Origin of the sequence: Geothrix edaphica (assembly GCF_030268045.1) — a bacterium.
GTDB classification, from domain to species: domain Bacteria; phylum Acidobacteriota; class Holophagae; order Holophagales; family Holophagaceae; genus Geothrix; species Geothrix edaphica.
This window is the reverse complement of the sequence record NZ_BSDC01000005.1, coordinates 25,295-47,593: the sequence shown is the minus strand read 5'-3', so window position 1 is coordinate 47,593 and position 22,299 is coordinate 25,295. Positions and strand designations below refer to the sequence as shown.

At 71.5% G+C, this 22,299-nt stretch carries 19 protein-coding genes; 9 read left to right on the top strand and 10 right to left on the bottom strand.

Annotated elements, in window-relative coordinates; genetic code table 11:
• Window positions 1–54 precede the first annotated feature (54 nt).
• From QSJ30_RS14410 to QSJ30_RS14395, 4 genes are all read left to right on the top strand, one after another.
• Window positions 55–504: an SRPBCC family protein gene (locus QSJ30_RS14410; protein ID WP_285610379.1), complete on the top strand. Its 450-nt coding sequence runs from the start codon at window positions 55–57 to the stop codon at window positions 502–504.
• A 145-nt stretch (window positions 505–649) separates the two neighbouring features.
• Window positions 650–997: a hypothetical protein gene (locus QSJ30_RS14405; protein WP_285610377.1), complete on the top strand. Its 348-nt coding sequence runs from the start codon at window positions 650–652 to the stop codon at window positions 995–997.
• A 114-nt stretch (window positions 998–1,111) separates the two neighbouring features.
• The gene (locus QSJ30_RS14400; RefSeq protein WP_285610375.1) at window positions 1,112–2,413 is read left to right on the top strand and encodes a hypothetical protein; all 1,302 of its coding nucleotides are present in this window, start codon (window positions 1,112–1,114) and stop codon (window positions 2,411–2,413) included.
• 107 nt (window positions 2,414–2,520) lie between these two features.
• On the top strand, window positions 2,521–4,458 hold the full coding sequence (locus QSJ30_RS14395) for a CocE/NonD family hydrolase (protein WP_285610373.1): 1,938 nt from the start codon (window positions 2,521–2,523) through the stop codon (window positions 4,456–4,458).
• Window position 4,459: 1 nt separating this feature from the next.
• On the opposite strand, the gene cobB is transcribed toward QSJ30_RS14395, so the two are convergent.
• From cobB to QSJ30_RS14370, 5 genes are read right to left on the bottom strand one after another with little or no spacing between them, the layout of a single operon-like run.
• A complete protein-coding gene (gene cobB, locus QSJ30_RS14390) occupies window positions 4,460–5,164 on the bottom strand; it encodes a Sir2 family NAD+-dependent deacetylase (protein ID WP_285610371.1) in 705 nt (234 codons plus the stop codon).
• A gap of 7 nt (window positions 5,165–5,171) precedes the next feature.
• The gene (locus QSJ30_RS14385) at window positions 5,172–6,806 is read right to left on the bottom strand and encodes an alkaline phosphatase family protein (RefSeq protein WP_285610370.1); all 1,635 of its coding nucleotides are present in this window, start codon (window positions 6,804–6,806) and stop codon (window positions 5,172–5,174) included.
• Window positions 6,806–7,450, bottom strand: a complete 645-nt coding sequence (locus QSJ30_RS14380; protein WP_285610369.1) for a hypothetical protein — start codon at window positions 7,448–7,450, stop codon at window positions 6,806–6,808. The genes QSJ30_RS14385 and QSJ30_RS14380 overlap by 1 nt, the downstream gene beginning before the upstream one ends.
• A 23-nt stretch (window positions 7,451–7,473) precedes the next feature.
• Window positions 7,474–8,007, bottom strand: a complete 534-nt coding sequence (gene thpR, locus QSJ30_RS14375; protein WP_285610368.1) for an RNA 2',3'-cyclic phosphodiesterase — start codon at window positions 8,005–8,007, stop codon at window positions 7,474–7,476.
• On the bottom strand, window positions 7,989–8,540 hold the full coding sequence (locus tag QSJ30_RS14370; protein ID WP_285610366.1) for a thioredoxin family protein: 552 nt from the start codon (window positions 8,538–8,540) through the stop codon (window positions 7,989–7,991). Before QSJ30_RS14370 ends, thpR begins: the two co-directional genes overlap by 19 nt.
• Window positions 8,541–8,663: 123 nt before the next feature.
• Here QSJ30_RS14370 and QSJ30_RS14365 point away from each other — a divergent pair, with 123 nt between their 5' ends.
• From QSJ30_RS14365 to murI, 3 genes are read left to right on the top strand one after another with little or no spacing between them, the layout of a single operon-like run.
• Complete coding sequence (locus tag QSJ30_RS14365; protein ID WP_285610364.1) at window positions 8,664–10,115, top strand: sigma-54 interaction domain-containing protein; 1,452 nt, start codon at window positions 8,664–8,666, stop codon at window positions 10,113–10,115.
• A 23-nt stretch (window positions 10,116–10,138) separates the two neighbouring features.
• Window positions 10,139–11,005: a 50S ribosomal protein L11 methyltransferase gene (locus QSJ30_RS14360; RefSeq protein WP_285610362.1), complete on the top strand. Its 867-nt coding sequence runs from the start codon at window positions 10,139–10,141 to the stop codon at window positions 11,003–11,005.
• On the top strand, window positions 11,002–11,793 hold the full coding sequence (gene murI, locus QSJ30_RS14355; RefSeq protein ID WP_285610360.1) for a glutamate racemase: 792 nt from the start codon (window positions 11,002–11,004) through the stop codon (window positions 11,791–11,793). The genes QSJ30_RS14360 and murI overlap by 4 nt, the downstream gene beginning before the upstream one ends.
• Here the strand turns inward: murI and QSJ30_RS14350 are convergent.
• Together QSJ30_RS14350 and QSJ30_RS14345 are read right to left on the bottom strand one after the other, a co-directional pair.
• A complete protein-coding gene (locus QSJ30_RS14350; RefSeq protein WP_285610358.1) occupies window positions 11,790–13,415 on the bottom strand; it encodes a sensor histidine kinase in 1,626 nt (541 codons plus the stop codon). The genes murI and QSJ30_RS14350 overlap by 4 nt on opposite strands.
• Complete coding sequence (locus tag QSJ30_RS14345) at window positions 13,412–14,323, bottom strand: CHAD domain-containing protein (RefSeq protein WP_285610356.1); 912 nt, start codon at window positions 14,321–14,323, stop codon at window positions 13,412–13,414. The genes QSJ30_RS14350 and QSJ30_RS14345 overlap by 4 nt, the downstream gene beginning before the upstream one ends.
• 57 nt (window positions 14,324–14,380) lie before the next feature.
• On the opposite strand from QSJ30_RS14345, the gene uvrA reads away from it, so the two are divergent.
• Entirely contained in the window at window positions 14,381–17,212 is a 2,832-nt protein-coding gene (gene uvrA, locus QSJ30_RS14340) for an excinuclease ABC subunit UvrA (protein ID WP_285610355.1), read from the top strand.
• 9 nt (window positions 17,213–17,221) lie between these two features.
• On the opposite strand, the gene QSJ30_RS14335 is transcribed toward uvrA, so the two are convergent.
• Window positions 17,222–18,196: a ribonuclease D gene (locus QSJ30_RS14335; protein WP_285610354.1), complete on the bottom strand. Its 975-nt coding sequence runs from the start codon at window positions 18,194–18,196 to the stop codon at window positions 17,222–17,224.
• 28 nt (window positions 18,197–18,224) lie between these two features.
• On the opposite strand from QSJ30_RS14335, the gene QSJ30_RS14330 reads away from it, so the two are divergent.
• The gene (locus QSJ30_RS14330) at window positions 18,225–18,494 is read left to right on the top strand and encodes a TMEM165/GDT1 family protein (RefSeq protein WP_285610353.1); all 270 of its coding nucleotides are present in this window, start codon (window positions 18,225–18,227) and stop codon (window positions 18,492–18,494) included.
• Here the strand turns inward: QSJ30_RS14330 and QSJ30_RS14325 are convergent, their stop codons facing one another.
• Complete coding sequence (locus QSJ30_RS14325) at window positions 18,495–19,673, bottom strand: metallophosphoesterase (RefSeq protein ID WP_285610352.1); 1,179 nt, start codon at window positions 19,671–19,673, stop codon at window positions 18,495–18,497.
• Between the two features lie 19 nt (window positions 19,674–19,692).
• Window positions 19,693–22,251: a TolB-like translocation protein gene (locus QSJ30_RS14320; RefSeq protein WP_285610351.1), complete on the bottom strand. Its 2,559-nt coding sequence runs from the start codon at window positions 22,249–22,251 to the stop codon at window positions 19,693–19,695.
• Window positions 22,252–22,299 lie beyond the last annotated feature (48 nt).

The window sequence follows — 22,299 nt, the reverse complement described above, 5'->3', positions numbered from 1 at the left end:
GCATCCCAGCCCGTATCCATCCGCCAGTCCCCACGCGTGAAAGGAGAAGGGGTCATGCCCACCCACACCGTCCGGCTCCACCGGGTGCTCCGGGCCACGCCCGAGCGGATCTACCGGGCCTTCCTCGATGCGGAGGCCCTGGCCAAGTGGCTTCCGCCCCACGGCTTCACCGGCCGGGTCCACCACCTGGAGGCCAAGGTGGGCGGCACCTACCGGATGTCGTTCACGAACTTCACCACGGGCCACAGCCACACCTTCGGCGGGCGGTACCTGGAGCTGGTGCCCGGCGCCTGCATCCGGCACACGGACACGTTCGACGACCCCAACCTGCCCGGGGAGATGCAGACGACGGTGTCCCTGAAGGTGGTGTCCTGCGGCACCGAGATGGACATCGTGCAGGAGGGGATCCCGGAAGTCATCCCCCCGGAGGCCTGCTACCTCGGCTGGCAGGAATCGCTCACCCTCCTGGCGCAGCTGGTGGAGGCGGAGATCCCGGAGCCCTAGGGGACGGGGGTTCACGGCGGCCTTTCCGGGCTCGGGTCCGGACGGATTCGACCATTGGGAGCCCGGAAACCACCGTTCGGTGGTTTCCGCCGGCGCCCGGTCCAAACCGGTGTCTGATGGGTGATTCCATCTCACAGGAGTAGCCATGGCCCTCGTCATCAGCACCAAGGACGCTTCGGGGCTGCTGGCGGCCATCAGGCAGGCCATCGACGACCGCGAGATCGACACCTGGTCGTACGACGAGAACGGTGATTTCACCCATACTCCGGGCCGGTGGAGGAACCTGGCCCGCCTTCATCCCATGGTCGATGTCCATTCGCTTAAATTTGGAATCATCGGGCACAAGGACACCGTCCTGTCCCGGGCGACCTATTGCGCATATCACGGGCGGTTCATGGAAATGCTGCTGGCGCACTTCGCCGGCAAGGCGCCCAGCGTGGGCGCCACCAGCAAACCGCTCCCGGCCGTGGATGCCGTCCGCGATCTGGGTTGAGCTCCCATCACCCGGGCTTGGATCGGCGCCGGCCGATCCGGACGAGGCATGAGGGTGGACGGCGCGGTAGCATGGGGCACACTTGACCCACTGAGCCCGGCCCCGAGGACATCCATGTCGCTCCGCACGCTCCTGAACCGGCTGACCTCTCCGCGCCCTCCGGCGGCAGGGGCCTGGGGGGCGCCGCGGGTGCTGGACCGGGGCCAGGTGGGCCGGCCCCAGATCGCCGTGGACGACCATGGGAACGCCATGGCGGCCTGGCACCACCGGGGCGCGGACCACGAAGGCGTCTACATCTGCCGCTACTACGCGGACCAGCGTTCCTGGGACGTGGTCCCCCGCCGCCTGGACAGCGCCCGCACCCAGGCCCACGCCCCCGAGATCGCCATGAACGTCCGGGGCGAGATGGCCGTGGTGTGGCAGGAGCAGGAGGGGCCGCAGGCCCGGGTCTGCGCCCGGCACATGCTGGGCTCGGCGGACACCTGGGTGCCCTACCCCCTGACGCTCCAGGCCCTGCCGGGCGAGGTCCACAGCCTGCACACCGGCATGGACCTAGCCGGCAACATCCACGCGGCCTGGTGCCAGGGCCAGCCCGGGGAGTACCGCGTCTACACCTGCGGCTACCAGGCGGAGGACGGCGGCTGGAACCCCGAACCCACGGCGCTGGGCGATCCCTCCCCGGCCCCGCTCTTCCCCCAGCTGGCCGTGGATCGCGGGGGCCAGGGGCTGGTGGTGTGGAGCGAGGAGCGGGACGGCAGCGGCGACCACCGCATCGTGGCCTGCCACTACGATGGGGGCGGCCGCTGCTGGAGCGACCGGCCCACCCTTGTGGCCCAGGGCCGCGCCACCTACCTCCGCATGGCCCTGGACGGCCGGGGGAACGCCGTCGTCGTCTGGGTGGAGGAAGGCGAAGCCGGGCTCAGGACCCTGCACGCCAGCCACCTGGATGGCCGCACCATCGAGTGGACGCCGACGCCCCGGCTCACCACGGGCCGGGCCATCCTCTGGCCCCAGGTGGGCCTCGACGGCCGGGGCCGGGCCCACGCCGTGTGGCGCCAGGAGTCCGCGGGCACCATGAAGCTCTTCACCAAGCGCTTCGCCGAGGGCCAGTGGGACGAGCAGCGCACCCCCCTGGTGGAGGACCTGGGCCAGAGCCAGGCCCACGCCCTGTCCGTGAACGCCCAGGGGCAGGCGCTGGTGGTCTGGTCGCAGATCCAGGAGGACCGGTCCTCGGTGTGCCTGCGCCGCTTCGACGGGGTGGCCTGGAGCGCCCACCCCCTCCTGCTGGGGACCCCGGGCCGGAAGGAGATCCGGGATCCCGGCGCGGTGCTCTCCCCCAGCGGCCACGTGGCGGCCATCTGGCGCCAGGGCGATGCCGGGGACGCCGTCATCGTCAGCGCCGTGGGGCAGGCCTAGGGCGGCAGGGACGGACCCGCTAGACTGGCCCCCATCCACTCCGCAGCCGGTCCGGCCCCGCGCCCCGCGCCAGGGCCCGTCCACCTCCGGGGCGGCAGGAGGCGGTCATGGCATTCCGACGGACACGGGGCGTGGTGGCACTGCTGCTGGCGGCGGGGTGCGGCCTGGGGGCCCAGGCGCTGGTCCCGCCTGCGGGCCTGCCCAGCGAGATGCCGGCCGAGTTCAAGGTGGCATCCGGAAGCTGGGACCACGCGCGCCGGGAGGTGATGATCCCCATGCGGGACGGCGTGAAGCTGCGGACGATCATCCTGGTGCCGAAGGGCGCCAAGGACGCCCCGATCCTGCTGACGCGCACGCCCTACAACGCGGCGGAGCAGACGGGCCATGCGGCCAGCCCCCATCTGGGGGCCGTGCTGCAGGGCTACGACAACGTGGCGGACCTCATCGTCGAGGGCGGCTACATCCGCGTGGTCCAGGACATCCGCGGCAAGTACGGTTCCGAGGGCGACTACGTGATGAACCGGCCCCTGCGCGGGCCCCTGAATGCCTCGAGCGTCGATCACAGCACGGACACCTGGGACACCATCGACTGGCTGGTGAAGCACCTGCCCGAGAGCAATGGCCGGGTGGGCATCCTGGGCATCTCGTACGACGGCTTCCTCCCCCTCATGGCCCTGGTGGACCCGCACCCGGCCCTGAAGGCGGTCGTGCCCATGAACCCCATGGTGGACGGCTGGCGGGGCGACGACTGGTTCCACCACGGGGCCTTCCGCGCCCAGAACCTGAGCTACATCTACGAGCAGCAGGCCACCCGGGCCAACGAGGCCAGGTGGTGGACGGGCTACCACGACGACTACGACCTGTTCCTGCAGGCGGGTTCCACGGGGGCCCTGGCCGCGAGCCGCGGCATGGACCAGCTGGGCTTCTGGCGCAAGCTCACCGAGCATCCGGCCTACGATGCCTTCTGGCAGCAGCAGGCCATGGACCAGGTCCTCGCCCGGAGGGGCCCCCTGAAGGTGCCCACCCTGCTGGTGCACAGCCTCTACGACGCCGAGGACATCTACGGCGCCCTGGCCGTGTGGAAGGCCCTGAAGCCGAAGGACGCGGCCGGCGGCCTCCACCTGGCCATGGGCCCCTGGAACCACGGCGGCGAGATCGGCGACGGCAGCGGCCTCGGGCCCCTGAAGTTCGGTCAGGACACGGGCCTGCACTTCCGCCGTGAGATCCTGAAGCCCTTCCTGGACCAGCACCTGAAGGGCGCCGGCCAGGCGGACCTGCCCCCGGTGAGCGCCTTCGAGACGGGGACGAACACCTGGAGGAAGCTCCCGGCCTGGCCCGTGGCGGGCGAAGGCACCACAACCCGCGCCACGCCCTTCTACCTGGAGGCGGGGCTGAAGGTGGCCACCACCGCGCCCAGGGCCGGAGACGCACCCTTCGAGGAGTATGTCTCGAACCCGGCCAAGCCCGTGCCCTTCCGCGCCCGGCCCATCCAGGCCGTGGGCTACGACGCGGCCCACACCTGGTCCCAGTGGCTCACGGATGACCAGCGCGAGGCCTCGGGCCGCACGGACGTGCTGGCCTTCGTGTCGGAACCCCTGACAGCGCCCCTGCGCATCGCGGGCGAGCCCGTGGCGAACCTGGTGGCGTCCACCAGCGGCACGGATTCGGACTGGGTGGTGAAGGTCATCGACGTCTACCCTGACGAGGTGGCCGGCCAGCCGCAGCTGGGCGGCTACCAGCTCATGGTGTCGGCGGACATCTTCCGGGGCCGGTATCGAGAAAGCGCGGAGGCGCCCAGGGCCCTGAAACCCAACGAGCCCCTGGTCTACCGCTTCGCCCTGCCCGCGGCCCATCATGTCTTCCTGCCGGGCCACCGGGTCATGGTGCAGGTGCAGTCCACCTGGTTCCCCCTCTACGACCGCAACCCCCAGACCTTCGTGCCCAACATCTTCTTCGCCCAGCCCGGCGACTACCGCCCCGCCACCCAGCGCATCTACCACACGCCCGGACAGGCCAGCTGTGTGGAGCTGCCGGTGGTGAAGTAGGTCAGGCTCCGAGCAGCTCGTCGACGAAGGCGGGCACCAGGTCCGTGGCCCGGCCGGCGCGGTGCTCCTGGAAGGCGTCGGCCACGCGGCTGGGCTCGAGGTTGAGCTCCACGGTGCGGGCTCCGGGGGCGGCGGCCTCGACGAAGCCGGCGGCGGGGTAGACGTGGCCGCTGGTGCCGACGGCCGCGAAGAGGGCGCAGCGCTCCAGGGCGCGGTAGATGCGCTCCATCTCCAGGGGCACCTCGCCGAACCAGACGATGTGGGGCCGCACCTGCCCGCGCCGGCAGGCCGGGCAGCGGCTGTCGGCATCCAGGTCGCCGGGCCAGTCGAGCACCCTGCGGCAGGCCAGGCAGCGGCCCTTGAGCAGCTCGCCGTGCATGTGGACCAGGTTCCGCGAGCCGGCCCGGTCGTGGAGGTCGTCCACGTTCTGGGTCACCAGCAGCAAGTCACCGGGCCACTCGCGCTCCAGCCGCGCCAGGGCCCGGTGGGCGGCGTTGGGCTGCACGCCCGGCAGGCTGCGCCGCCGCTCGTTGTAGAAGCGGTACACCAGGGCCGGGTTCCGGTGGAAGGCCTCGGGCGTGGCCACGTCCTCGACCCGGTGGTTCTCCCAGAGCCCGTCCGCGTCCCGGAAGGTGCGCAGGCCGCTCTCGGCGGAGATGCCCGCGCCGGTGAGGAGCACGATCGAGGCATCGCGGGGGAGGGCCATCGTCCGCCTACCTCTGGGGTCCGAGGTCCAGGACCAGCCCATCCACCGGGCCGGCCTTGAGGCCCAGCTCCCGGGCCAGGGTGGGAGCCAGATCCACGGTGCGGACGGGCTCGGGGCGTTCGCCGCCCTTCCAGGGCCCCCAGAAGATCAGGGGCACGCGGCGGTCGTAGGCGTAGGGGGTGCCGTGGCCCGTGGGCCAGTCCGTGGGGGGGACGCCGAAGACCGTCCAGGGCTTGAAGGCCACGAGGATGTCGCCGCTGCGCTCGGGGCGGAAGCTGCGGCGCAGCAGCACGCGCAGGCTGCTGTCCCGGGGGCTGCCCGCGGCGGCGGGGTCCGTGGCGAGGAGCTCCTCGGCGGTGAAGGCGTCGGCCACCTCGGGGCGGGCGCGCAGCCAGGTCTGGATCCGCGCCAGCACGGCCTTCCGGTCCAGGGCGGCGGCCTTGAGGGCGGCCTCCTGGAGGTAGAGGCTGTTCGGTTCCGGGGACTCGAACAGGAGATCGGCCTCCACCTTGAAGGTGGCCTTCAGGTCGGCCCGCAGCTCGTTCAGGAACTGAGGCGGGTGGATGCGACTCGCGGGGAAGCCGCTGTCGGCCAGGGCCTCGGGGAGGTCCATGCCGCCATGGTCGGCGCTGAGCACCACCCAGGCCCGGGGATCGCGGCGGCGGATGTCGTCCAGGAGGCGGCCCACGGTGCGGTCCAGGCGGTGGATCTGGTCCCGCATCTCGGTGCCGAGGGTGCCGTAGCTGTGGCCGATGTAGTCCGTGGCGGAGAAGCTCACGGCCAGCAGGTCCGTGGCGGGCCCCCGGCCCAGCTGCTCGCCCTCCAGCAGGGCCTCGGCGGCCTCCAGGGTGACCTCGTCGAGGAAGGGGGACTTGCGGAAGCGGGTCTCGAAGGTCTTGTCCAGGGGCATGCCCGCGCCCTGGATGAGGCGGGGCAGGGCGCCGTTGCGGATGACCTGGCCGGGGAAGGTCCAGGTGGCCACGCGGCCCTCGGGCGTCGCCGGCGCCTTCGCCCACAGCCAGCTCTGGGTGGCGAAGCGGTCCCGGAGGCCGCCGTCGAAGCGGACCAGCCATTCGGGCAGGCGCGCGGCATAGGTGGAGGAGCTGGTGAAGCCCGCGGCGCCCGTGAACCAGAAGGCGCCGGTGGGCCTGCGGCCGGCCATGAGGATGGCCGCCCGGTCCTTGCCCGATACGGCGAAGGCGCGGCCGCCGGGCACCTGGGCCTGGAGCCAGTCGCCGAGGCCGTCCCCCAGGAAGCGGGCGTTGGAGGAGCTGGCCTGGCCGGGGGCATGCAGGGCCCGGGCACCCGCATCCTCCACGCAGTACACCAGGCGGTGCGTGGCGCGCTCGTACCAGCGGTTCTCGACGATGCCGGTATGCGTGGGGAAGCGGCCCGAGAGCAGCACGGAGTGGCCGGGACCGGTCTCGGTGAAGCCGTGGTCGTGGTAGGCCTCGGTGAAAGAGACACCCTCCCTGCGGAGCCGCGCCAGCCCGCCCGTCAGCTCGGGGCCGTAGGTCTGCATCAGCTCCGCGGAGAGCTGGTCCACGGAGATCACCACCACCAGGCGGGGCCGCTCGGCGGCGGCGAGGCTCAGGGCCAGGGTCGCGGCCAGGGTCGCGGCGTGGATCGGGAGGGGGCGCATCAGAACGTCACCCCCACGCCGAAGGTCCACAGCCGCTCGAACTCCTGGCCGCTGCCCTGGGCCCTGAAGTAGGCGGACAGGTCCGACGCGCTGTTCAGCCGCACGGGGCGATCCTTGCTGGTGGGCTGCTGGTAGCTGGCCGCCACGTAGGGATGCACCACCACCATGGGGATGCGCCAGCGGGCGCCCACCCGGAGCCAGGTGCGGCTCAGGTCCTTGGCGCTGGAGGCGCCGGCGGTGTCCACCGTGTAGTGCTGGAGGCGCTGGATGAGGCCGATCTCGCCGGCAATTCCCACGAAGGGGACCCACACCTGGGCGTTGAGCCCCAGGCCCAGGCCCTGCTGCTTCAGCTTCGTGCCCTGGGTGGTGGTGCCCGTGGCCAGGCTGCCGTCGGCGGAGAACTGGGAGTATTCGAGACCGCCCTCCAGCTTCAGCAGGGGCCCCACCTGGAGGAGCTGCCGGTTCACGGTGGCGATGAAGCCCTTGCCCGTGTCGAAGTCCCCGGCCACCAGCTGGCTCGTGCCCGAGAGGATGGTCTGGGGCAGGTTCTGGCCCGAGGGTCGCGGCAGCTCCAGGCGCAGGTCCCACTGGGCGCAGAGGGGGACCGCGGTCGCGAGGCAGAGGGGCAGGAGGGCGAGACGCATCGAGGGCTCCGGCAAAACTTCGATCATACCCGTCGCAAGGGCCAGGTCCTCAGGGGCGCGTAGCCGCCCTGCGCCAGGCTTTCGAACAGCACCAGGTCCCCTGCGGCGAAGGGCGTGGGCAGGGGTTCGGGAAAGGCGGCCAAGGGCCCGGGCTGGCGCAGCCGGGCCAGCGTGATGTGGGCGCGGAAGGGCTTGGCATCGAAGGGTTCGCCCGCGGCGGCCAGGGCGCCGCGAAGATTCCGGGCCAGGCTCTCGAGGGCCGGGGAGGGCACCAGGCCCAGCCACAGGATCCGGGCCCGCCTGTTCCCGGGGAACCCGCCCAGACCCGCCGTGCACAGGGCGAAGGGGGCGTGCCGGGTGGCGACGGCGGAGGCGAGCGCGTCGAGGGCGGGCAGGGCCTCCGCCGGCCGGTCGCCCAGGAAGGCCAGCGTCACATGCAACCCCTCCGTTCTCGACCAGCGCACCGGCGGGCCGGTCTGCTGCCAGTGCCCCAGGGCCTCCCGGAGAGGCGCGGGCAGCGGCAGGGCGAAGAAGAGCCTCAGGCCCCCGCCTTCCACTTGATGCTGCAGCCCATGCTCGGGTGCTGGACTTTCAGGGGTCCCTCGCCCGCCAGCACGCGCTCGATGGCGACCCTCAGCTCCTGCCGGGTGACGTGGGCGGCATCCTTCCAGTTGTCGTCCAGGCGACCGCGGTAGGTGAGGTGGCGGTGGCCGTCGTAGAGGAAGAAGTCCGGCGTGCAGACGGCGCCCAGGGCGCGGGCCACGGACTGCTCCTCGTCCCAGAGGTAGGGGAACACGTAGCCCTTGGCCCGGGCCCGGATCCGCATGGCCTCGAAGCTGTCCTCCGGATAGGTCTCCGCATCGTTGGCGCTGAGTCCCACGACGGCGCAGCGGTCCTGGTAGGTCCTGGCCAGCGCGTTGATGCGGTCGTCCACGGCCTGCACGTAGGGGCAGTGGTTGCACATGACCACCACCAGCAGCGCCGGGCAGTGGAAGTCGTGCAGCGACCAGAGCCGGCCGTCGACACCAGGCAGGGTGAAGTCCGGACAGGCCGTGCCGAGCGGGACCATGGTGGATTCCGTCAGCGCCATGGGTACCTCCGGGTGGCCTCTTCCCTACATCGTACGCCTGGGGGCAAGCCAGCTTGACCGAAGTCATTTTTTTGACTTGACCCCTTCCTGCCTGCCTCTAGGCTGAACTCAACCAAGGAGCCCATGACCCAGCTGCCGCGCCTTCACTGGTCCACCCTCGGGGATGACACCGGGGGGCTGGAGCATCGGTGGGCGGGTCTGTGGGAGGTGACCGTGGATCGCGGCGCCTCGCCGGCCCTGCCGCCCCGGGACGTGGACCTGTGGGTGATCAACGCCCGGGGCGCCTGGCCGCCGCCGGAAATGAACCGCATGATGGCGGAGGTCGCGGCCCTGCCCATCCTGCTGGGGCTCCAGCCCGACGCCACGCCCATGGACGCGAAGGCGCTCTCGGAGTGGGGCGCCCTGGGCAGCGTGCGCTGGGGCGTGCTGGGGCCCGAGCCGCCCATGCCGGGCCTGCGCCCGCGCTCGGGCACCACCACGCAGCTCAGCGCCTCCCAGGCCCTGGCCTTCGGTCTCATCGGCACCAGCCCCGCCATGCAGGAGGTGCTGGCCCGGGCCCGCAGCGCCGCCGCCACGCGGGCCACGGTGCTGCTGCTGGGTGAGAGCGGCACGGGCAAGGAGGTCATCGCCCGGGCCATCCACCGCATGAGCGCGGACGCCGCGGAGCCCTTCGTGGCCGTGCACTGCGGCGCCATCCCCGAGAACCTGCTGGAGTCCGAGCTCTTCGGCTACAACAAGGGCGCCTTCACCGATGCCCGCAAGGACACGCCCGGCAAGTTCCGCGAGGCCCAGGGCGGGACCATCTTCCTGGACGAGGTGGGCACCATGCCCCTGGGTGCCCAGGTGCGCCTCCTGCGTGTCCTCCAGGAGCGCGAGGTGCAGCCCCTGGGCGGCGGCGCGCCCGTGAAGGTGGACCTGCGGGTGGTGACCGCCTCCAATGTGGATCTGTGGAAGAAGGTGCAGGACGGCAGCTTCCGCGAGGACCTCTTCTACCGCCTGGAGGTCGTGCCCATCACCATGCCGCCCCTGCGGGCGCGGCGGGAGGAGGTGCCCTTCCTGGCCCAGCACTTCCTCAACCGCAAGGCCCGGGAGCACCGCCTCTACCCCAAGGCTCTGCATCCCAGCGTGGACCCGCTCCTGATGTCCCTGCCCTGGCCCGGCAACGTGCGCCAGCTGGAGAACGCCATCGAGCGGGCCATCGTGCTGTCCGGCACGCGGCCCGTGCTCACCCGGGAGGACTTCGCCTTCCTCGCGGACCGGATGGGGCTGGCTGCGAGCGGGCCGGAAGCGCCGGCCCCGGCCCCGAACGTGGTGCCCGCGGCCTTCGCGCCCCCCCCCGCCGCCTCGTTCCCGCCCCCGGCGGCGGCCTTCGGGGTGGACCTGCCGCCCGAGGGCATGGACCTGAACCAGGTGGTGTCGGACATGGAGAAGACGCTCATGCTCCAGAGCCTCGCCATCACCCGCGGCAACAAGAAGCGCGCCGCCGACCTGCTGGGCCTCAAGCGCACGACCTTCCTGGAAAAAATGAAGCGGCTGGACCTCGAGGACGCGGACAGCGCCGAAGCCGAGGCCTGATTCGCCCCTGTTAACCTGGGGCCATGGCGAATGTGACGCATCTGAGGTGGAAGCTGGAGGTTCCCGACCCCCAGGAGGAGGCGCTGTGCGCCTGGCTGGAGGAAGGGGGCTCGTCGGCCTTCTACCGCGAGGCCGATCCGCCGCGGGCCTGCTACGCCTACTTCCCGCCGGACCAGGCGCCCCCGGAGCCCACGGGCCTGGCCGCCTTCCCCGGCGTGCGCCTGCTCGAGGCCGAGACCTTCGGCGACGAGGACTGGCTGGCCAAGAGCCGGGAGGGCTTCGGCGCCTTCGATGTGGGCACGCGCTTCCATGTGCGCCCCCTCTGGGAGGACACCCCCGGTCCCGCGGATCGCCTGGACCTGGTGGTGAACCCCGGCCTGGCCTTCGGCACCGGCGGGCACGAGACTACGCGCCTCTGCATGGAGCTCCTGGAGGAGCTGGCCGCCGCGGGCCGCCTGAAGGGCCCCATCCTCGACATCGGCGCGGGCACGGGCATCCTCTCCCTGGCCGCCTTCCTGCTGGGCGGCCGGGACCTCCTGGCCTTCGACATCGACCCCGACTGCGGGCCGGCCATGACCGAGCTCATGGCGCTGAACGCCCACCTGCTCAAGGGCGCCCGTCCCTACGACAGCTTCGTGGGCACCCTGGACCACCCGCAGGTGCGGGGGCCCTACCCCGGCCTGCTGGCCAACATCCTGCTGGAGACCATCCAGGAGCTGCTGCCCCGCATGGCCGAGGTGGCCGCCCCGGGCGGCTGGCTCGTGGCCAGCGGCATCCTGGCGGAGCGCACGGACGAGGCCCTGGTGAGCCTCGTCTCGCACGGATTCAAGCCGGAGAAGGTGCTGAAGGAAGGCGAGTGGATCGCCGTGCTGGCGGTGCGGGAACCATGAGCCGCGCGGACCGCCCCATCGGCGTCTTCGACTCGGGCATCGGCGGCCTCACGGTCATCCACGCCCTGCGCCAGATGCTGCCCCAGGAGGAGCTCATCTACCTGGGCGACACGGCGCGGCTGCCCTATGGCAGCAAGAGCCACCACACCATCGAGCGCTACACGCTCCAGATGGGCGAGCTGCTCCAGCGCCACGACCCCAAGCTCATCGTCATCGCCTGCAACACCGCCAGCGCCCACGGGCTGCCGGCGCTCCAGGCCGTGAGCCCCTGCCCGGTGATCGGCGTCATCGAGCCCGGCGCCGAGGCCGCCGCGGCGGTGCCCGGTCCCGTGGGCGTCATCGGCACCCTGGCCACCGTGGGCAGCGGGGCCTACGAGGCGGCCATCCTCCGCCGGGACCCGACCAAGGTCATCCACAGCGCGGCCTGCCCCCTGCTGGTGCCCCTGGCGGAGGAGGGCTGGTTCGACGATGCCGTCACCGACACCATCTGCCGCCGCTACCTGGACCTGCTGCCCGCCGACGTGAAGACCGTGGTGCTGGGCTGCACCCACTATCCCACCCTGCTGCCCAGCCTGGAGCGCTGCCGCCCCGGCACCCACTGGATCGACAGCGGCCGGGTCACCGCCAGGGCCGTGGACCGCATGCTGCAGGGGACCCTCGGCTACCGCACCCTCAGCGCCCGTGGCACGCTCCGCGTCCAGCTCACGGATGCCAGCAGCCGCCTGAAGGAAGTGGGCAGCCGCTTCCTGGAGGAGGAGCTGGGGGACGTGGAAGTGGTGGAGATCTAGGCGGGAACGGCGCCCGGCAGCGTGAACGCCACGCAGGTGCCCCGTCCTTCGGTGCTGTCGATGCGGATCTCGCCGCCGTGGCTGCGGACGATCTCGCGGCAGATGCTGAGGCCCAGGCCCGTGCCCATGCCCTCGGGCTTGGTGGTGAACATGGGGCGGAAGACCTGGCCGATGAGATCGGCGGGGATGCCCTGGCCCGAATCCTGGAAGCGGACCTCCCACCAGGGGCCGCTGGGCGAGCTCTCCTCGGCCGGTTTTGCGGAGAGCCGCACGGTGCCGCCGCCGGGCATGGCGTCCACGGCGTTCTTCATGAGGTTCAGGAAGAGCTGCTCCATCTGCTTGCGGTCCACGTAGAGCCGGCACCCGGCGGGCACCTCCGCCTCCACGGTGACGCCATGCGAGGTCAGGGTGGGGGCCCACAGCTGGCGGAGGTCCTCGAGCAGATCCGCAAAGGACTGGGCCTCCTGATGCAGCTGAGGTCGGCGGGTGAGGTCGAGCATGCGGCGCACGATGCCCCCCACCCGCTGGATCTGGGCCTGGATGACGCCCAGGCGCTCGCGCACGCGCTCGGGCAGGTCCTTCTGACCCTCCATGAGCTGGAGGTGGCCGTTCACCAGGTTGAGGGGCGTGCCCACCTCGTGGGCGAAGGTGGCTGCAAGCTGCCCCGCCACCGCCAGCCGTTCCTGGGCGCCCAGTTCCTCGCGGAGCAGGGCGTTGCGCTCGGCCATGGCCGCCAGCTCCGCGTTCTTGGCCTGCAGTTCCGCCAGGGCGGCATCGATGCGGTCCTGGAGGTTGGCGTTGAGGCCGCGGATCTCGTGGATGAGGGCCTCGCGCTCCTCGCCGGCCCGCTGGAGCTGCACGGCCATGCCGTTGAACTGCGCGGCGATGAGGCCCAGCTCGTCGCTGCGCTTGATGGGGACCCGGGCCCCGGCCTCGCCCCGCTCCAGCTGTTCCATGGCCAGCACCGTGGCCTCGATGGGATCGCTGATGAGCACGCGCAGGATGAGCCAGAGCAGGATGAACTCGCCGAGGAGGACGCCGGGCAGGGTGCGCAGGGTGCGCTTCAGGTTGTTGTCCCAGACCACCTCCCACCGCTCCAGGTCGCAGTAGACCCGGATGAGGCCCAGGGGTGCCTGGCCCGGCCGGTGGGTGCGGATGGGCTGGTAGACCTTCCAGGCCCGCCCCCCGGTGTTCAGGTCCACCAGCTCGGCCTGGGGTTTCGTCAGGGTCAGGTACGAGCCGATCTCGGGACCCCACTCCACGGCCGCTTCGTCCCCGGAGGAGCGCACCAGCTCCACCTCGTTGCTCTTCCCCACGCGCTTGAAGACGTCGATCTGGAAGATGCTGCGGTCGGGGCCGGCGATGCTCTCCAGCAGCTGGTCGAGCTTGTCGGCGTCCTTGAAGGCGGGATCCCGCTCCACCACGTCGGTCTCCACCGTCCCGGCGGTGTCGATGGTGAGCTGGCGGGAGTAGTTCTCCAGCTCCCGGCGGCTGTTGCGGGTGATGGAGTAGGCCACGGCCACGGTGAGCACGCTGGTGACGAGGCCCAGCAGCAGGAACAGCTTGGCGTGCACGCTGCGCAGCCAGGCCAGGGGGCGGATCCGCACACGCCAGAAGCTCATCGCGGGGAGGCCTCCGGCGGGGGGAGCCCCAGGGCGGGGCGCACCGCCCGGGCGAAGCTGGCCGAGTCCTGGCCCGCCGCGGCGGCCGTGAAGCGCTCGAAGGCCGTCCGCCGGGCCTCGGCCACGCCGCCCAGCAGCTCCAGCACGCCGCCGGCCAGGAGGTCGCGCCCCCGGGCGCGGAGCTGGCCCTCCTCCTCCCATAGCAGGGCCTCCAGGCTCGCCAGGTCGTGGTGCTCCCCCAGAGCGGTCTGGAGGATCTTCAGGTCCCTGAGGACCGCCTCCGGCGCCGCCGCGAAGGCTCCCTCCAGGGCCTCCACGGCGTAGCGCAGCTTCTTGATGCGGACCCGGGCCTTGTGGAGGGCCGGTGCATCCTCCTGGGCGGCGAGGGTCGCCAGGTCCCCCAGGGCGGCCGCGGCGCGGGGCTCGAGGCAGGCCCAGGCAGCCTCCTGGAGCGAGGCGTGCTGGAAGGGCGCCGGCAGGCTGGGCACCTCCAGGAGCTTGGCCAGGTCGGGCAGGCGCAACTCGCCCAGCTCATTGTGCATGGCGCGCCGGGCCTTGGCCCGGGCCCGGTCCACGCGCTCCAGCAGGTGTTCCAGTACGGCACCCTGGCCGGGGTTGGGGGCCGCCCGGCGGTGCTGGTCCAGGCGGGTGGCATGGACATCGAGCTCCCGCGGCAGGCCGAGGACGTCCACGAGCCGCTTCAGGGCCCGCCGCTGCCCCTTGTGGCCGGGATAGGCCTCGGCGTCCACGAGATCCAGCACGGCGCCAAGGCGCCGGGCCGAGACGCGCACCTGGTGCAGCGGCTCCTCAGCCTCGGCCCAGCCCTCCGTGGCCAGCAGCGCCTGAAGCGCCGCCAGCCGCACCTCCAAGGCGCGGTGGAGCAGGATCGCCAGTTCGGCCGGATGCATCTGATGATTTTAGACACAAACCGCGAAAGCGAAAAAATGGCGTAAACTGAGAGGCCTATGGAACACATTCACATCAAGGGCGCCCGGGAACACAACCTCAAGAACTTCGACCTCAGCCTGCCGCGCAACCAGCTGGTGGTGATCACGGGGCTGTCGGGCTCGGGCAAGTCCAGCCTGGCCTTCGACACGCTCTATGCCGAAGGTCAGCGCCGCTATGTGGAGAGCCTGTCGGCCTATGCCCGGCAGTTCCTCGACCAGATGGAGAAACCCGATGTGGACAGCATCGAGGGTCTCTCCCCGGCCATCTCCATCGAGCAGAAGACCACCAGCAAGAACCCCCGCTCCACCGTGGCCACGGTCACGGAGATCTACGACTACCTGCGCCTGCTCTTCGCCCGGACGGGCAAGCCCACCTGCGTGGCCTGCGGCGAAGCCATCGCCAGCCAGACCATCCAGGAGATGGCCGACCAGATCCTGGCGAAGCCCGAGGGGACGAAGCTGCAGATCCTGGCCCCCGTGGTGCGGGGCCGCAAGGGCGAGTACAAGAAGCTGCTCCAGGACCTCATGAAGCGCGGCTACATCCGGGCGCGGCTCAACGGGCAGATGCTCGACCTCACCGAAGGCATCCCGGACCTCGACAAGCAGAAGAAGCACACCATCGACGTGGTCATCGACCGCCTGAAGGTGAGCCCCGCCGTGCAGTCCAGGCTGGCCGACAGCCTGGAGATCGCCTGCAACCTGGCGGAGGGCAGCGCCCTCGTGGATCTCGATGGGACGGAGCGGCTCTTCTCCAGCAAGCTGGCCTGCAACAACGCGAAGTGCGCCAAGTTCGGGCTGGGCCTGCCGGAGCTGGAGCCTCGGTCCTTCTCCTTCAACACGCCCTACGGCGCCTGCCCCACCTGCGACGGCCTGGGCTTCAAGCGGCAGTTTGCCGAGGAGCTGATCATCCCCAACCCGGCCCTCTCCATCAACGAGGGCGCCATCCAGGCCAGCGGCTGGAAGAGCGTGTCCGAGGACGGCTGGCGCTCGCAGATGCTGGACCAGCTGGCCCGCAAGGTGAAGTTCAGCCTGGACACGCCCTGGAGGAAGCTCGGGGCCGACATCCGGCGGCTCCTGCTGCACGGCACCGAGAAGGAGATGCGGTTCACCTACGAGAACAAGAAGAACCGCTACGACTTCGTCCACCACTTCGAGGGCATTGTCGGCAACCTCGAGCGCCGCTACCGCGAGACCACCAGCGAGGAGATCCGCGCGGAGCTGGAGGAATCCATGCGGGTCGTCCCCTGCGAGGCCTGCGCGGGGCTGCGCCTGAGGCCCGAGGTTCTGGCGGTGTATGTGGGCGGGCTGAACATCGCCCAGGTGGTCTCCCAGAGCGTGCGCGACGCCCGGAAGTGGTTCGCGGACCTGACGCTGGAAGGCAAGGAGGCCGTCATCGCCGAGAAGGTGCTGAAGGAGATCCGCGAGCGCCTGGGGTTCCTCGACGATGTGGGTCTCGGCTACCTGACGCTGGACCGCAGCGCGGCCACGCTGTCCGGCGGCGAGGGCCAGCGCATCCGCCTCGCCACGCAGATCGGCAGCAAGCTCCAGGGCGTGCTCTATGTGCTGGATGAGCCCAGCATCGGCCTGCATCAGCGGGACAACCTGCAGCTGATCCGCACCCTCCAGGAGATGCGCAACCTGGGCAACACGGTGCTGGTGGTGGAGCATGACCTGGAGACCATCCTCGCCGCCGATCATGTGGTGGACATGGGCCCCGGCGCCGGCGAGCACGGCGGCTTCGTGGTGGCCCAGGGCACGCCCGACGAGATCGGCCGCACCCCCGGCTCCATCACCGGCGACTTCCTCTCGGGCCGCGATGCCATCCCCGTGCCCCGCACCCGGCGCAAGGCCAAGCGCGGCCACCTGTCCGTGGTGGGCGCCGAGGAGAACAACCTCAAGAAGGTCGACGCGGACTTCCCCATCGGCCTCTTCACCTGCGTCACCGGGGTTTCGGGTTCGGGCAAGAGCACCCTGGTGAACGAGATCCTCTACAAGGCCCTGGCCAACCAGCTGCACCAGGGCGTCCACATCGTGGGCAGGCACAAGGCCATCAAGGGCCTCGACGCCGTGGACAAGGTCATCGACATCGACCAGGCGCCCATCGGCCGAACCCCCCGCAGCAATCCCGCCACCTACACGGGGCTCTTCACGCCGCTCCGCGAGCTCTTCGCCCAGCTGCCGGAGAGCAAGGCCCGGGGCTATGCGCCGGGCCGCTACAGCTTCAACGTGAAGGGCGGGCGCTGCGAGAAGTGCGAGGGCGACGGCGTCCTCAAGATCGAGATGCACTTCCTCCCGGACGTCTACGTCACCTGCGAGCAGTGCAAGGGCAAGCGCTACAACCGCGAGACCCTCGAGATCCACTACAAGGGCCACAGCATCTCCGAGGTGCTGGCCATGACCGTGGAGGAGGCGCTGGGGCTGTTCGCGCCCATTCCCGTGCTGGCCAACAAGCTGCAGACCCTCATGGACGTGGGGCTGGGTTACATCCGTCTGGGGCAGAGCGCCACGACGCTGTCGGGCGGCGAGGCCCAGCGCGTGAAGCTGGCCAAGGAGCTGAGCAAGCGCGCCACGGGTCGCACGGTCTACATCCTGGACGAGCCCACCACGGGCCTGCACCTCAAGGACATCCAGAAGCTGCTGGAGGTCGTCAACCGCCTCGTGGAGACGGGCAACACCCTCATCGTCATCGAGCACAACCTCGACGTCATCAAGACCGCCGACTGGATCCTGGACCTGGGCCCCGAAGGCGGCGGCGAAGGCGGCCGCATCATCGCTGTGGGCACGCCCGAAGAGGTGGCCAGGAAGAAGACCAGCGTGACGGGAAGGTACCTCGCGCCATACCTGAAGTAGCCACCGGGCTCAGCGTCGCCCGGTGTTGTCCCAAATCAGGCCATCGGCGACGTCCCCGTTGTCGAGGGTCTCGTGGGCACCTTCCTGGAACACCGCCCAGAGGGCCTCCGCGCGCTTGCGCCGGAAGCGGGGGTTGGGGATGGTGCGCTCCAGGGCTTCCCGGGTGGCGGGGGGGTGCTCCAGGCGGGCCATGAGCCAGCGGTTGCCCAGCTCCATGACGGCGCCCACGTCGCCTTCGTTACCCCAGGCCCACCGCAGCGCCGTGAGCTTCTTGGCCCGGTCCACGGCCAGGTCCCCCAGGTGCCGGACCTTGTCCACCACCGGATCGTGCTTGGGCGGGGTATAGGCCCGCACGCGCTTCAGGAGGTGGCGCATGTCCTTCGGCAGGGCGGCCAGGCGGGGGCCGATCTCCGGGTGGTCCCGCTTCGCATCGGCCTCGTCGGCCAGGATGCGCAGCAGGGGCAGCAGCAGGGCCGCGTCCCGGCTGGCGTAGCTGATCTGGGTGTCGCGCAGGGGCCGGAGCATCCAGTTGGAATCCTGTTCCTCCTTGGGGATGTCGAGGCCGAGCTTGAGCTTGGCCATGGTCTTGAGGCCGGGCTGCGGATAGCCCAGGGCGCGGGAGAGCAGCATGGTGTCGAAGATGCTGTCGGGCACCACGTCGTAGAGGCGCTTGAAGACGATGCCATCGCCTGAGAAGTCGTGGACGATCCAGGGCACCTGGGCCATGGCCTGCAGGGCGGGACGCATGAGGCCCCCGAGCGCCAGCGGATCCACCAGCCAGGCCTGGTCGTGGGTGGCCACCTGCAGCAGGGCGAGCAGGCAGTGGTGCATGCCCGTGAGGCTGCACTCGATGTCCACGGACAGCACGCCCGCCGCATGCCACAGGGGCAGCGCCTCCTGGAGCTTCTCGGGCGTGTCCACGTAGGTCGTGGGAAGGTCGAAGTGGTCGAGCACCATCCGGCCAGTATGCCAGTCCGGTACCATGATCCTTCGTCACGATCTGCGAGGCCTCATGAACCGCTCCCTCTTCTGGACCACCTTCGCCACCGTCTTCCTCGCGGAGGTGGGCGACAAGACGCAGCTCGCGGCCATGACGGCCACGGTGCGCAGCGGCCAGATCTGGACCGTGTTCCTGGCCGCCTCCGCGGCCCTGGTCTGCGCCACGGCCATCGGCGTGGCCCTGGGCGGCGTGCTGTTCCGCTACATCCCCGAGGCCGCCATCAAGTGGGCCGCGGGGACGGCGTTCATCGCGGTGGGGCTGTGGGTGCTGATCAAGGGATGATCATCCCCGCCTGAGCGTGAGGATGGCGATCTCAGGCGGGGCGGCGATGCGGAGGGGCAGGCCCACCACGCCCAGCCCGCGGCTCACGTAGAGCAGATCGTCCCCCTCGCGGTACAGGCCGTCCGTGCGGGGGCCGATGAGGTGGGCGCTGCTGAAGCCGGGAATGGGGTTGATCTGTCCGCCGTGGGTGTGGCCCGAGAGCGTGAGCCGCGCCCCGGCTTCCAGGGCCTGTTCCCACTCGCTGGGCCGGTGATTCAGGCAGAGGCGGAAGGCGTCGGCCGGCAGGTCCCGGGCGGCCTCGGCGGGCCGGGGGCCCGGGCCGAAGACCATGTGCCGGAAGCGGCCGTTCCGCGCCATCGGGTCCTGGAGGCCAATGAGGGCCAGGGTGCTGCCTCCCCGCTGGATGAGGGCCGAGGCGTTCTCCAGGCAGCGGATTCCGGCGGCCTCCAGGTCCCTCCAGATGGGGCGGGGGTCGTCGAAGTAGTCGTGGTTGCCCAGGATGGCGAAGGAGCCGTAGGGTGCGGGAAAGCCTTGGAAGGCCTCAATGATCGGCGCCAGCTCCTCGGGCCGGCTGTCCACCAGGTCGCCGGTGAGGAGCAGCAGGTCCGGGCGTTCCCGGGCCGCGAGGTCCCGCCAGCGGCGCACCAGGTCCGGGCCCACCAGGGGGCCGGAATGGAGGTCGCTGAGGTGGGCGAGGCGGAGGCCCTCCAGCCCCGGGGGCAGGTCGCTGAAGGTGAGGGCCCGCCGGGTGATGGAGGGGTCTCCGTAGGCCTCCCGGGACCCGACGGCGCCGAAGGCGACGGCCGCGCCGGTGCTGGCGAGGGCAGCGGTCCGCAGGAAGGCCCGGCGTCCGGGATCCACGGCCTCGCCCGCCGGTTCCGGCCGATTCCGGCTCCAGAGGTGCCAGAGGCCCTCGGCGGTCATGCCCATCAGCAGGTGCAGCACCGTGAAGGCCTGGAAGTAGAAGCCGCCCCGGGCCAGGCCCCGGAGGAGCGGCAAGGCCTCGTGGCCGCCCTGGCCCAGGAGGCGCAGCCCCGCGAAGAGGATCAGGGGCACATGGACGAGGCCCAGCACCCAGGGCACCACTCGGTGGAAGCGCCCCGGCAGCTCCAGGCGCAGCAGGCGCAGGTGCAGCCACTGGACCAGGAAGATGAGGACAAGGCCGATGAGGAAGAGCATCAGGATCCCGGGGAAGACATCACGGCCGCACGATCACGCTGAGGGTTCCCACAGTACGGCCCTTCATGGTGCCATCCAAGGGGCGGTGCAGCCCCACCGTGAAGGAGAGGTTGCCGGCCAGACGCCGCAGCACATCCAGGGGCAGGTCGATGTCGCGGCTGTCCAGCTCGAGGCCCGCCACCCGCTGGGCGGAGGGCCGGGGCGCGGCGTCCTGCCAGACGGTCGCGTGCTCCACATAGGCGCGGAGGAGGCCCAGCCCCAGGTCGCCGCGCAGGCGCCGGAGCCGGTTGCCCGTGGCGGTGTAGGCGGGCAGGGCCGCCTGGACCACCCGGTTGGCATCAAGGGCGGTGGGCAGCAGGGAGGTGCCCACGCCGCCCAGGCGGAAGCGGTCCAGGGTCGTGGGGTCGCCGCCGATGCGGCCCTCCTCCAGGTGCACGGTGAGGGGGGACCAGGGGTTGATCCAGCCCAGGGTGAGGGTGGTCCGGGTCAGCGTCCAGGCGTGACCGTCCGTCCGGCCCTGCTGTTCCCGGGAGGCGAGGGCGGCGCGGAGGCCCTGCCCGTCCCGGCTCCAGAAGCTGCCCAGGCCTGCGTCCACGCCCCAGAGGGCGCGGTGGATCGGGCTCGCGTCCGCGGGTGCGACGCGCTCGAAGGCCGCCACGGGCCGGAAGTGCGCGCGGGGCCGGCCCAGGTCCGCCCGCTCGAAGGCCAGCTCTGCGCCCCGGCGCTCTCGGTCGAAGCCCGCGAGGGGCGCGAAGCGCTGGCTCGAGGGGCGCTCGAGGAGGGAGAAGGCCTGGAGGGAGGGCGCCCACCGCCAGCCCCGCCAGGCCACGCCGGCCATGCCGCCGCGGGGGCCCGCGCCGTCGCCGAGGCCCGCGAGGACCTGCCAGTTCAGGCGGTTCAGGAGGTCGTTGCCGCCGGCGCCGAGCTGGGCGCTGAGGCCCGAGGGCGTGGCGCTGTACCCCGCCAGGGTGAAGGTGTCATGGCTTTCGCCCACCCGGTAGGGATGGGGTTCCACGGGGACCGGCGGCGGCAGGGGGCTGGACTCGTCGGCCTTCGGCAGCACCTGGCCCGGCACCAGGGGCGCCGGGTCCTGCGGCAGGGGCTTCGCATCCAAGGGGGGCCGGGTGGCGTCGAGGCGGCGGATCTGGAGGCCCGAGGCGCTGAGCTGGGTGTAGTAGATCCAGCGGCCGTCGGGCGTCGCCACGGGATTCCAGGCGGCGGCCAGGGTGCGGGTGAGGGGGCGGCCCTGGCCGTCCACCAGGTTCCAGATGCCCTCCACTTCCCGCCACGTGGGGCCGCCCGGCGTAGCCGGTCGGGCCACTTCCGGGGCCGGGGCCGAGCCCCGGGTCAGGCCCCGGCCGAGCGTCCACTGCCAGGGCTGGGGTTTCAGCACGCCCTCCGCGTCCGGCAGCCGCAGCTGGAAGGCGATGCGGTCCGGGCCGGTCCACAGGGGCTTCCAGGGCAGGGCCCCGTTCACCGGGCCCAGGCGCCGGGCGGGGGGGAGGACCGGGGCGGCCGGGGCGTGGTCCACGGGCTCCCCGGGCTCCGGCTGGGCGGCCTTCGGCATGGCCTTCAGGTCCCACACATAGAGGCCCGGGTGTTTGGGGGCCGTGACGCGGGCCAGGAGCTTCGTGCCGTCGGGGCTCAGGGCCAGGTCCGAGGCCCAGCCCTGCAGCTGGGTGACGAGCTCGCCTTCACGCAGCCCCTGGGCCCTGGCGAAGCGCTCCAGCTCCAGGGCCGTGTGGGTCAGCTCCGCGCAGTAGCGCTGGTAGCCGTCCTTCGGGCCGAAGCCGAAGGTGGCCCGGAAGGCCGCCTCGAAGTCGCGCTTCCCGGCCAGGCGGAGCCAGAGGGTCTGGAGCACCTTCGGGTCCCCGGCTTTGGCCTCCAGCCATTCCAGGTAGCCGCTGCCTCCCAGGTAGGCCAGGCTGCCGCCGAGGAAGCCGCGGGTGCCGCTCAGGGCCTCGTAGGTGGGCAGCTTGCCTTCGAGGGCCCACTGGCGCAGGACCGCGGCGCGAATGGCGCTGTGCGGGCGGCCGCTGCCGGTGAGCTTCCCCTCGATGAGCGTGGCGTAGCCTTCCGTGACCCAGCGGGGCGATTTCTCCGCGAGGGGTCCCAGCACCGCGGTCCAGCGCTGCCAGAGGTTCGGCCGCCGGGCCGGGCGCAGCAGATGGTGCATGTGGCCGAGCTCGTGCGCCACCAGCAGCTCAGCCCAGCCGCGATGGTGGCCGATGGGCGAATCGGGGGCGGGCTCCGTCTTCCAGAGCACCACCTGGGGGCGCTGGAGGATTGGGAAGGCCAGCCCGTTGGCCTCCAGGACGGGATCGAGGATGACGATGTCGATGGGCTTTCCGGGCTTCTCGTAGGCGAACCCCACGAGGCCGAGGTACTGGGCATGGACGCCCTCGACGCGCCCGGCCACGTCGCGCCCGAAGGCCTCGAAGGCGGCGGGGCAGTGGATGCGGTAGTGGGCCGTGGCGAAGGTGAGCCAGGGGGCGTCCGGGGCCTGGACCCGCGCAGGGGCCGCCTGGACCAGGGCGGGAAGGAGGGCCAGGGCGGGGGTCAGGATCCGGGGGCGCATCTCCCCAGTGTGAACCGGGGCGTGACGGGGATCACTTTTTGAGAACTC

Coding starts and splice junctions, on each gene's coding strand:
- QSJ30_RS14400 (WP_285610375.1), top strand. CDS start 1,112: ATGTCGCTCCGCACGCTCCTGAACCGGCTGACCTCTCCGCGCCCTCCG.
- uvrA (WP_285610355.1), top strand. CDS start 14,381: ATGGAACACATTCACATCAAGGGCGCCCGGGAACACAACCTCAAGAAC.
- QSJ30_RS14405 (WP_285610377.1), top strand. CDS start 650: ATGGCCCTCGTCATCAGCACCAAGGACGCTTCGGGGCTGCTGGCGGCC.
- QSJ30_RS14365 (WP_285610364.1), top strand. CDS start 8,664: ATGACCCAGCTGCCGCGCCTTCACTGGTCCACCCTCGGGGATGACACC.
- QSJ30_RS14410 (WP_285610379.1), top strand. CDS start 55: ATGCCCACCCACACCGTCCGGCTCCACCGGGTGCTCCGGGCCACGCCC.
- QSJ30_RS14330 (WP_285610353.1), top strand. CDS start 18,225: ATGAACCGCTCCCTCTTCTGGACCACCTTCGCCACCGTCTTCCTCGCG.
- QSJ30_RS14345 (WP_285610356.1), bottom strand. CDS start 14,323: ATGCATCCGGCCGAACTGGCGATCCTGCTCCACCGCGCCTTGGAGGTG.
- QSJ30_RS14360 (WP_285610362.1), top strand. CDS start 10,139: ATGGCGAATGTGACGCATCTGAGGTGGAAGCTGGAGGTTCCCGACCCC.
- cobB (WP_285610371.1), bottom strand. CDS start 5,164: ATGGCCCTCCCCCGCGATGCCTCGATCGTGCTCCTCACCGGCGCGGGC.
- QSJ30_RS14380 (WP_285610369.1), bottom strand. CDS start 7,450: ATGCGTCTCGCCCTCCTGCCCCTCTGCCTCGCGACCGCGGTCCCCCTC.
- QSJ30_RS14320 (WP_285610351.1), bottom strand. CDS start 22,251: ATGCGCCCCCGGATCCTGACCCCCGCCCTGGCCCTCCTTCCCGCCCTG.
- QSJ30_RS14385 (WP_285610370.1), bottom strand. CDS start 6,806: ATGCGCCCCCTCCCGATCCACGCCGCGACCCTGGCCGCGACCCTGGCC.
- QSJ30_RS14370 (WP_285610366.1), bottom strand. CDS start 8,540: ATGGCGCTGACGGAATCCACCATGGTCCCGCTCGGCACGGCCTGTCCG.
- QSJ30_RS14350 (WP_285610358.1), bottom strand. CDS start 13,415: ATGAGCTTCTGGCGTGTGCGGATCCGCCCCCTGGCCTGGCTGCGCAGC.
- QSJ30_RS14335 (WP_285610354.1), bottom strand. CDS start 18,196: ATGGTACCGGACTGGCATACTGGCCGGATGGTGCTCGACCACTTCGAC.
- QSJ30_RS14395 (WP_285610373.1), top strand. CDS start 2,521: ATGGCATTCCGACGGACACGGGGCGTGGTGGCACTGCTGCTGGCGGCG.
- murI (WP_285610360.1), top strand. CDS start 11,002: ATGAGCCGCGCGGACCGCCCCATCGGCGTCTTCGACTCGGGCATCGGC.
- QSJ30_RS14325 (WP_285610352.1), bottom strand. CDS start 19,673: ATGCTCTTCCTCATCGGCCTTGTCCTCATCTTCCTGGTCCAGTGGCTG.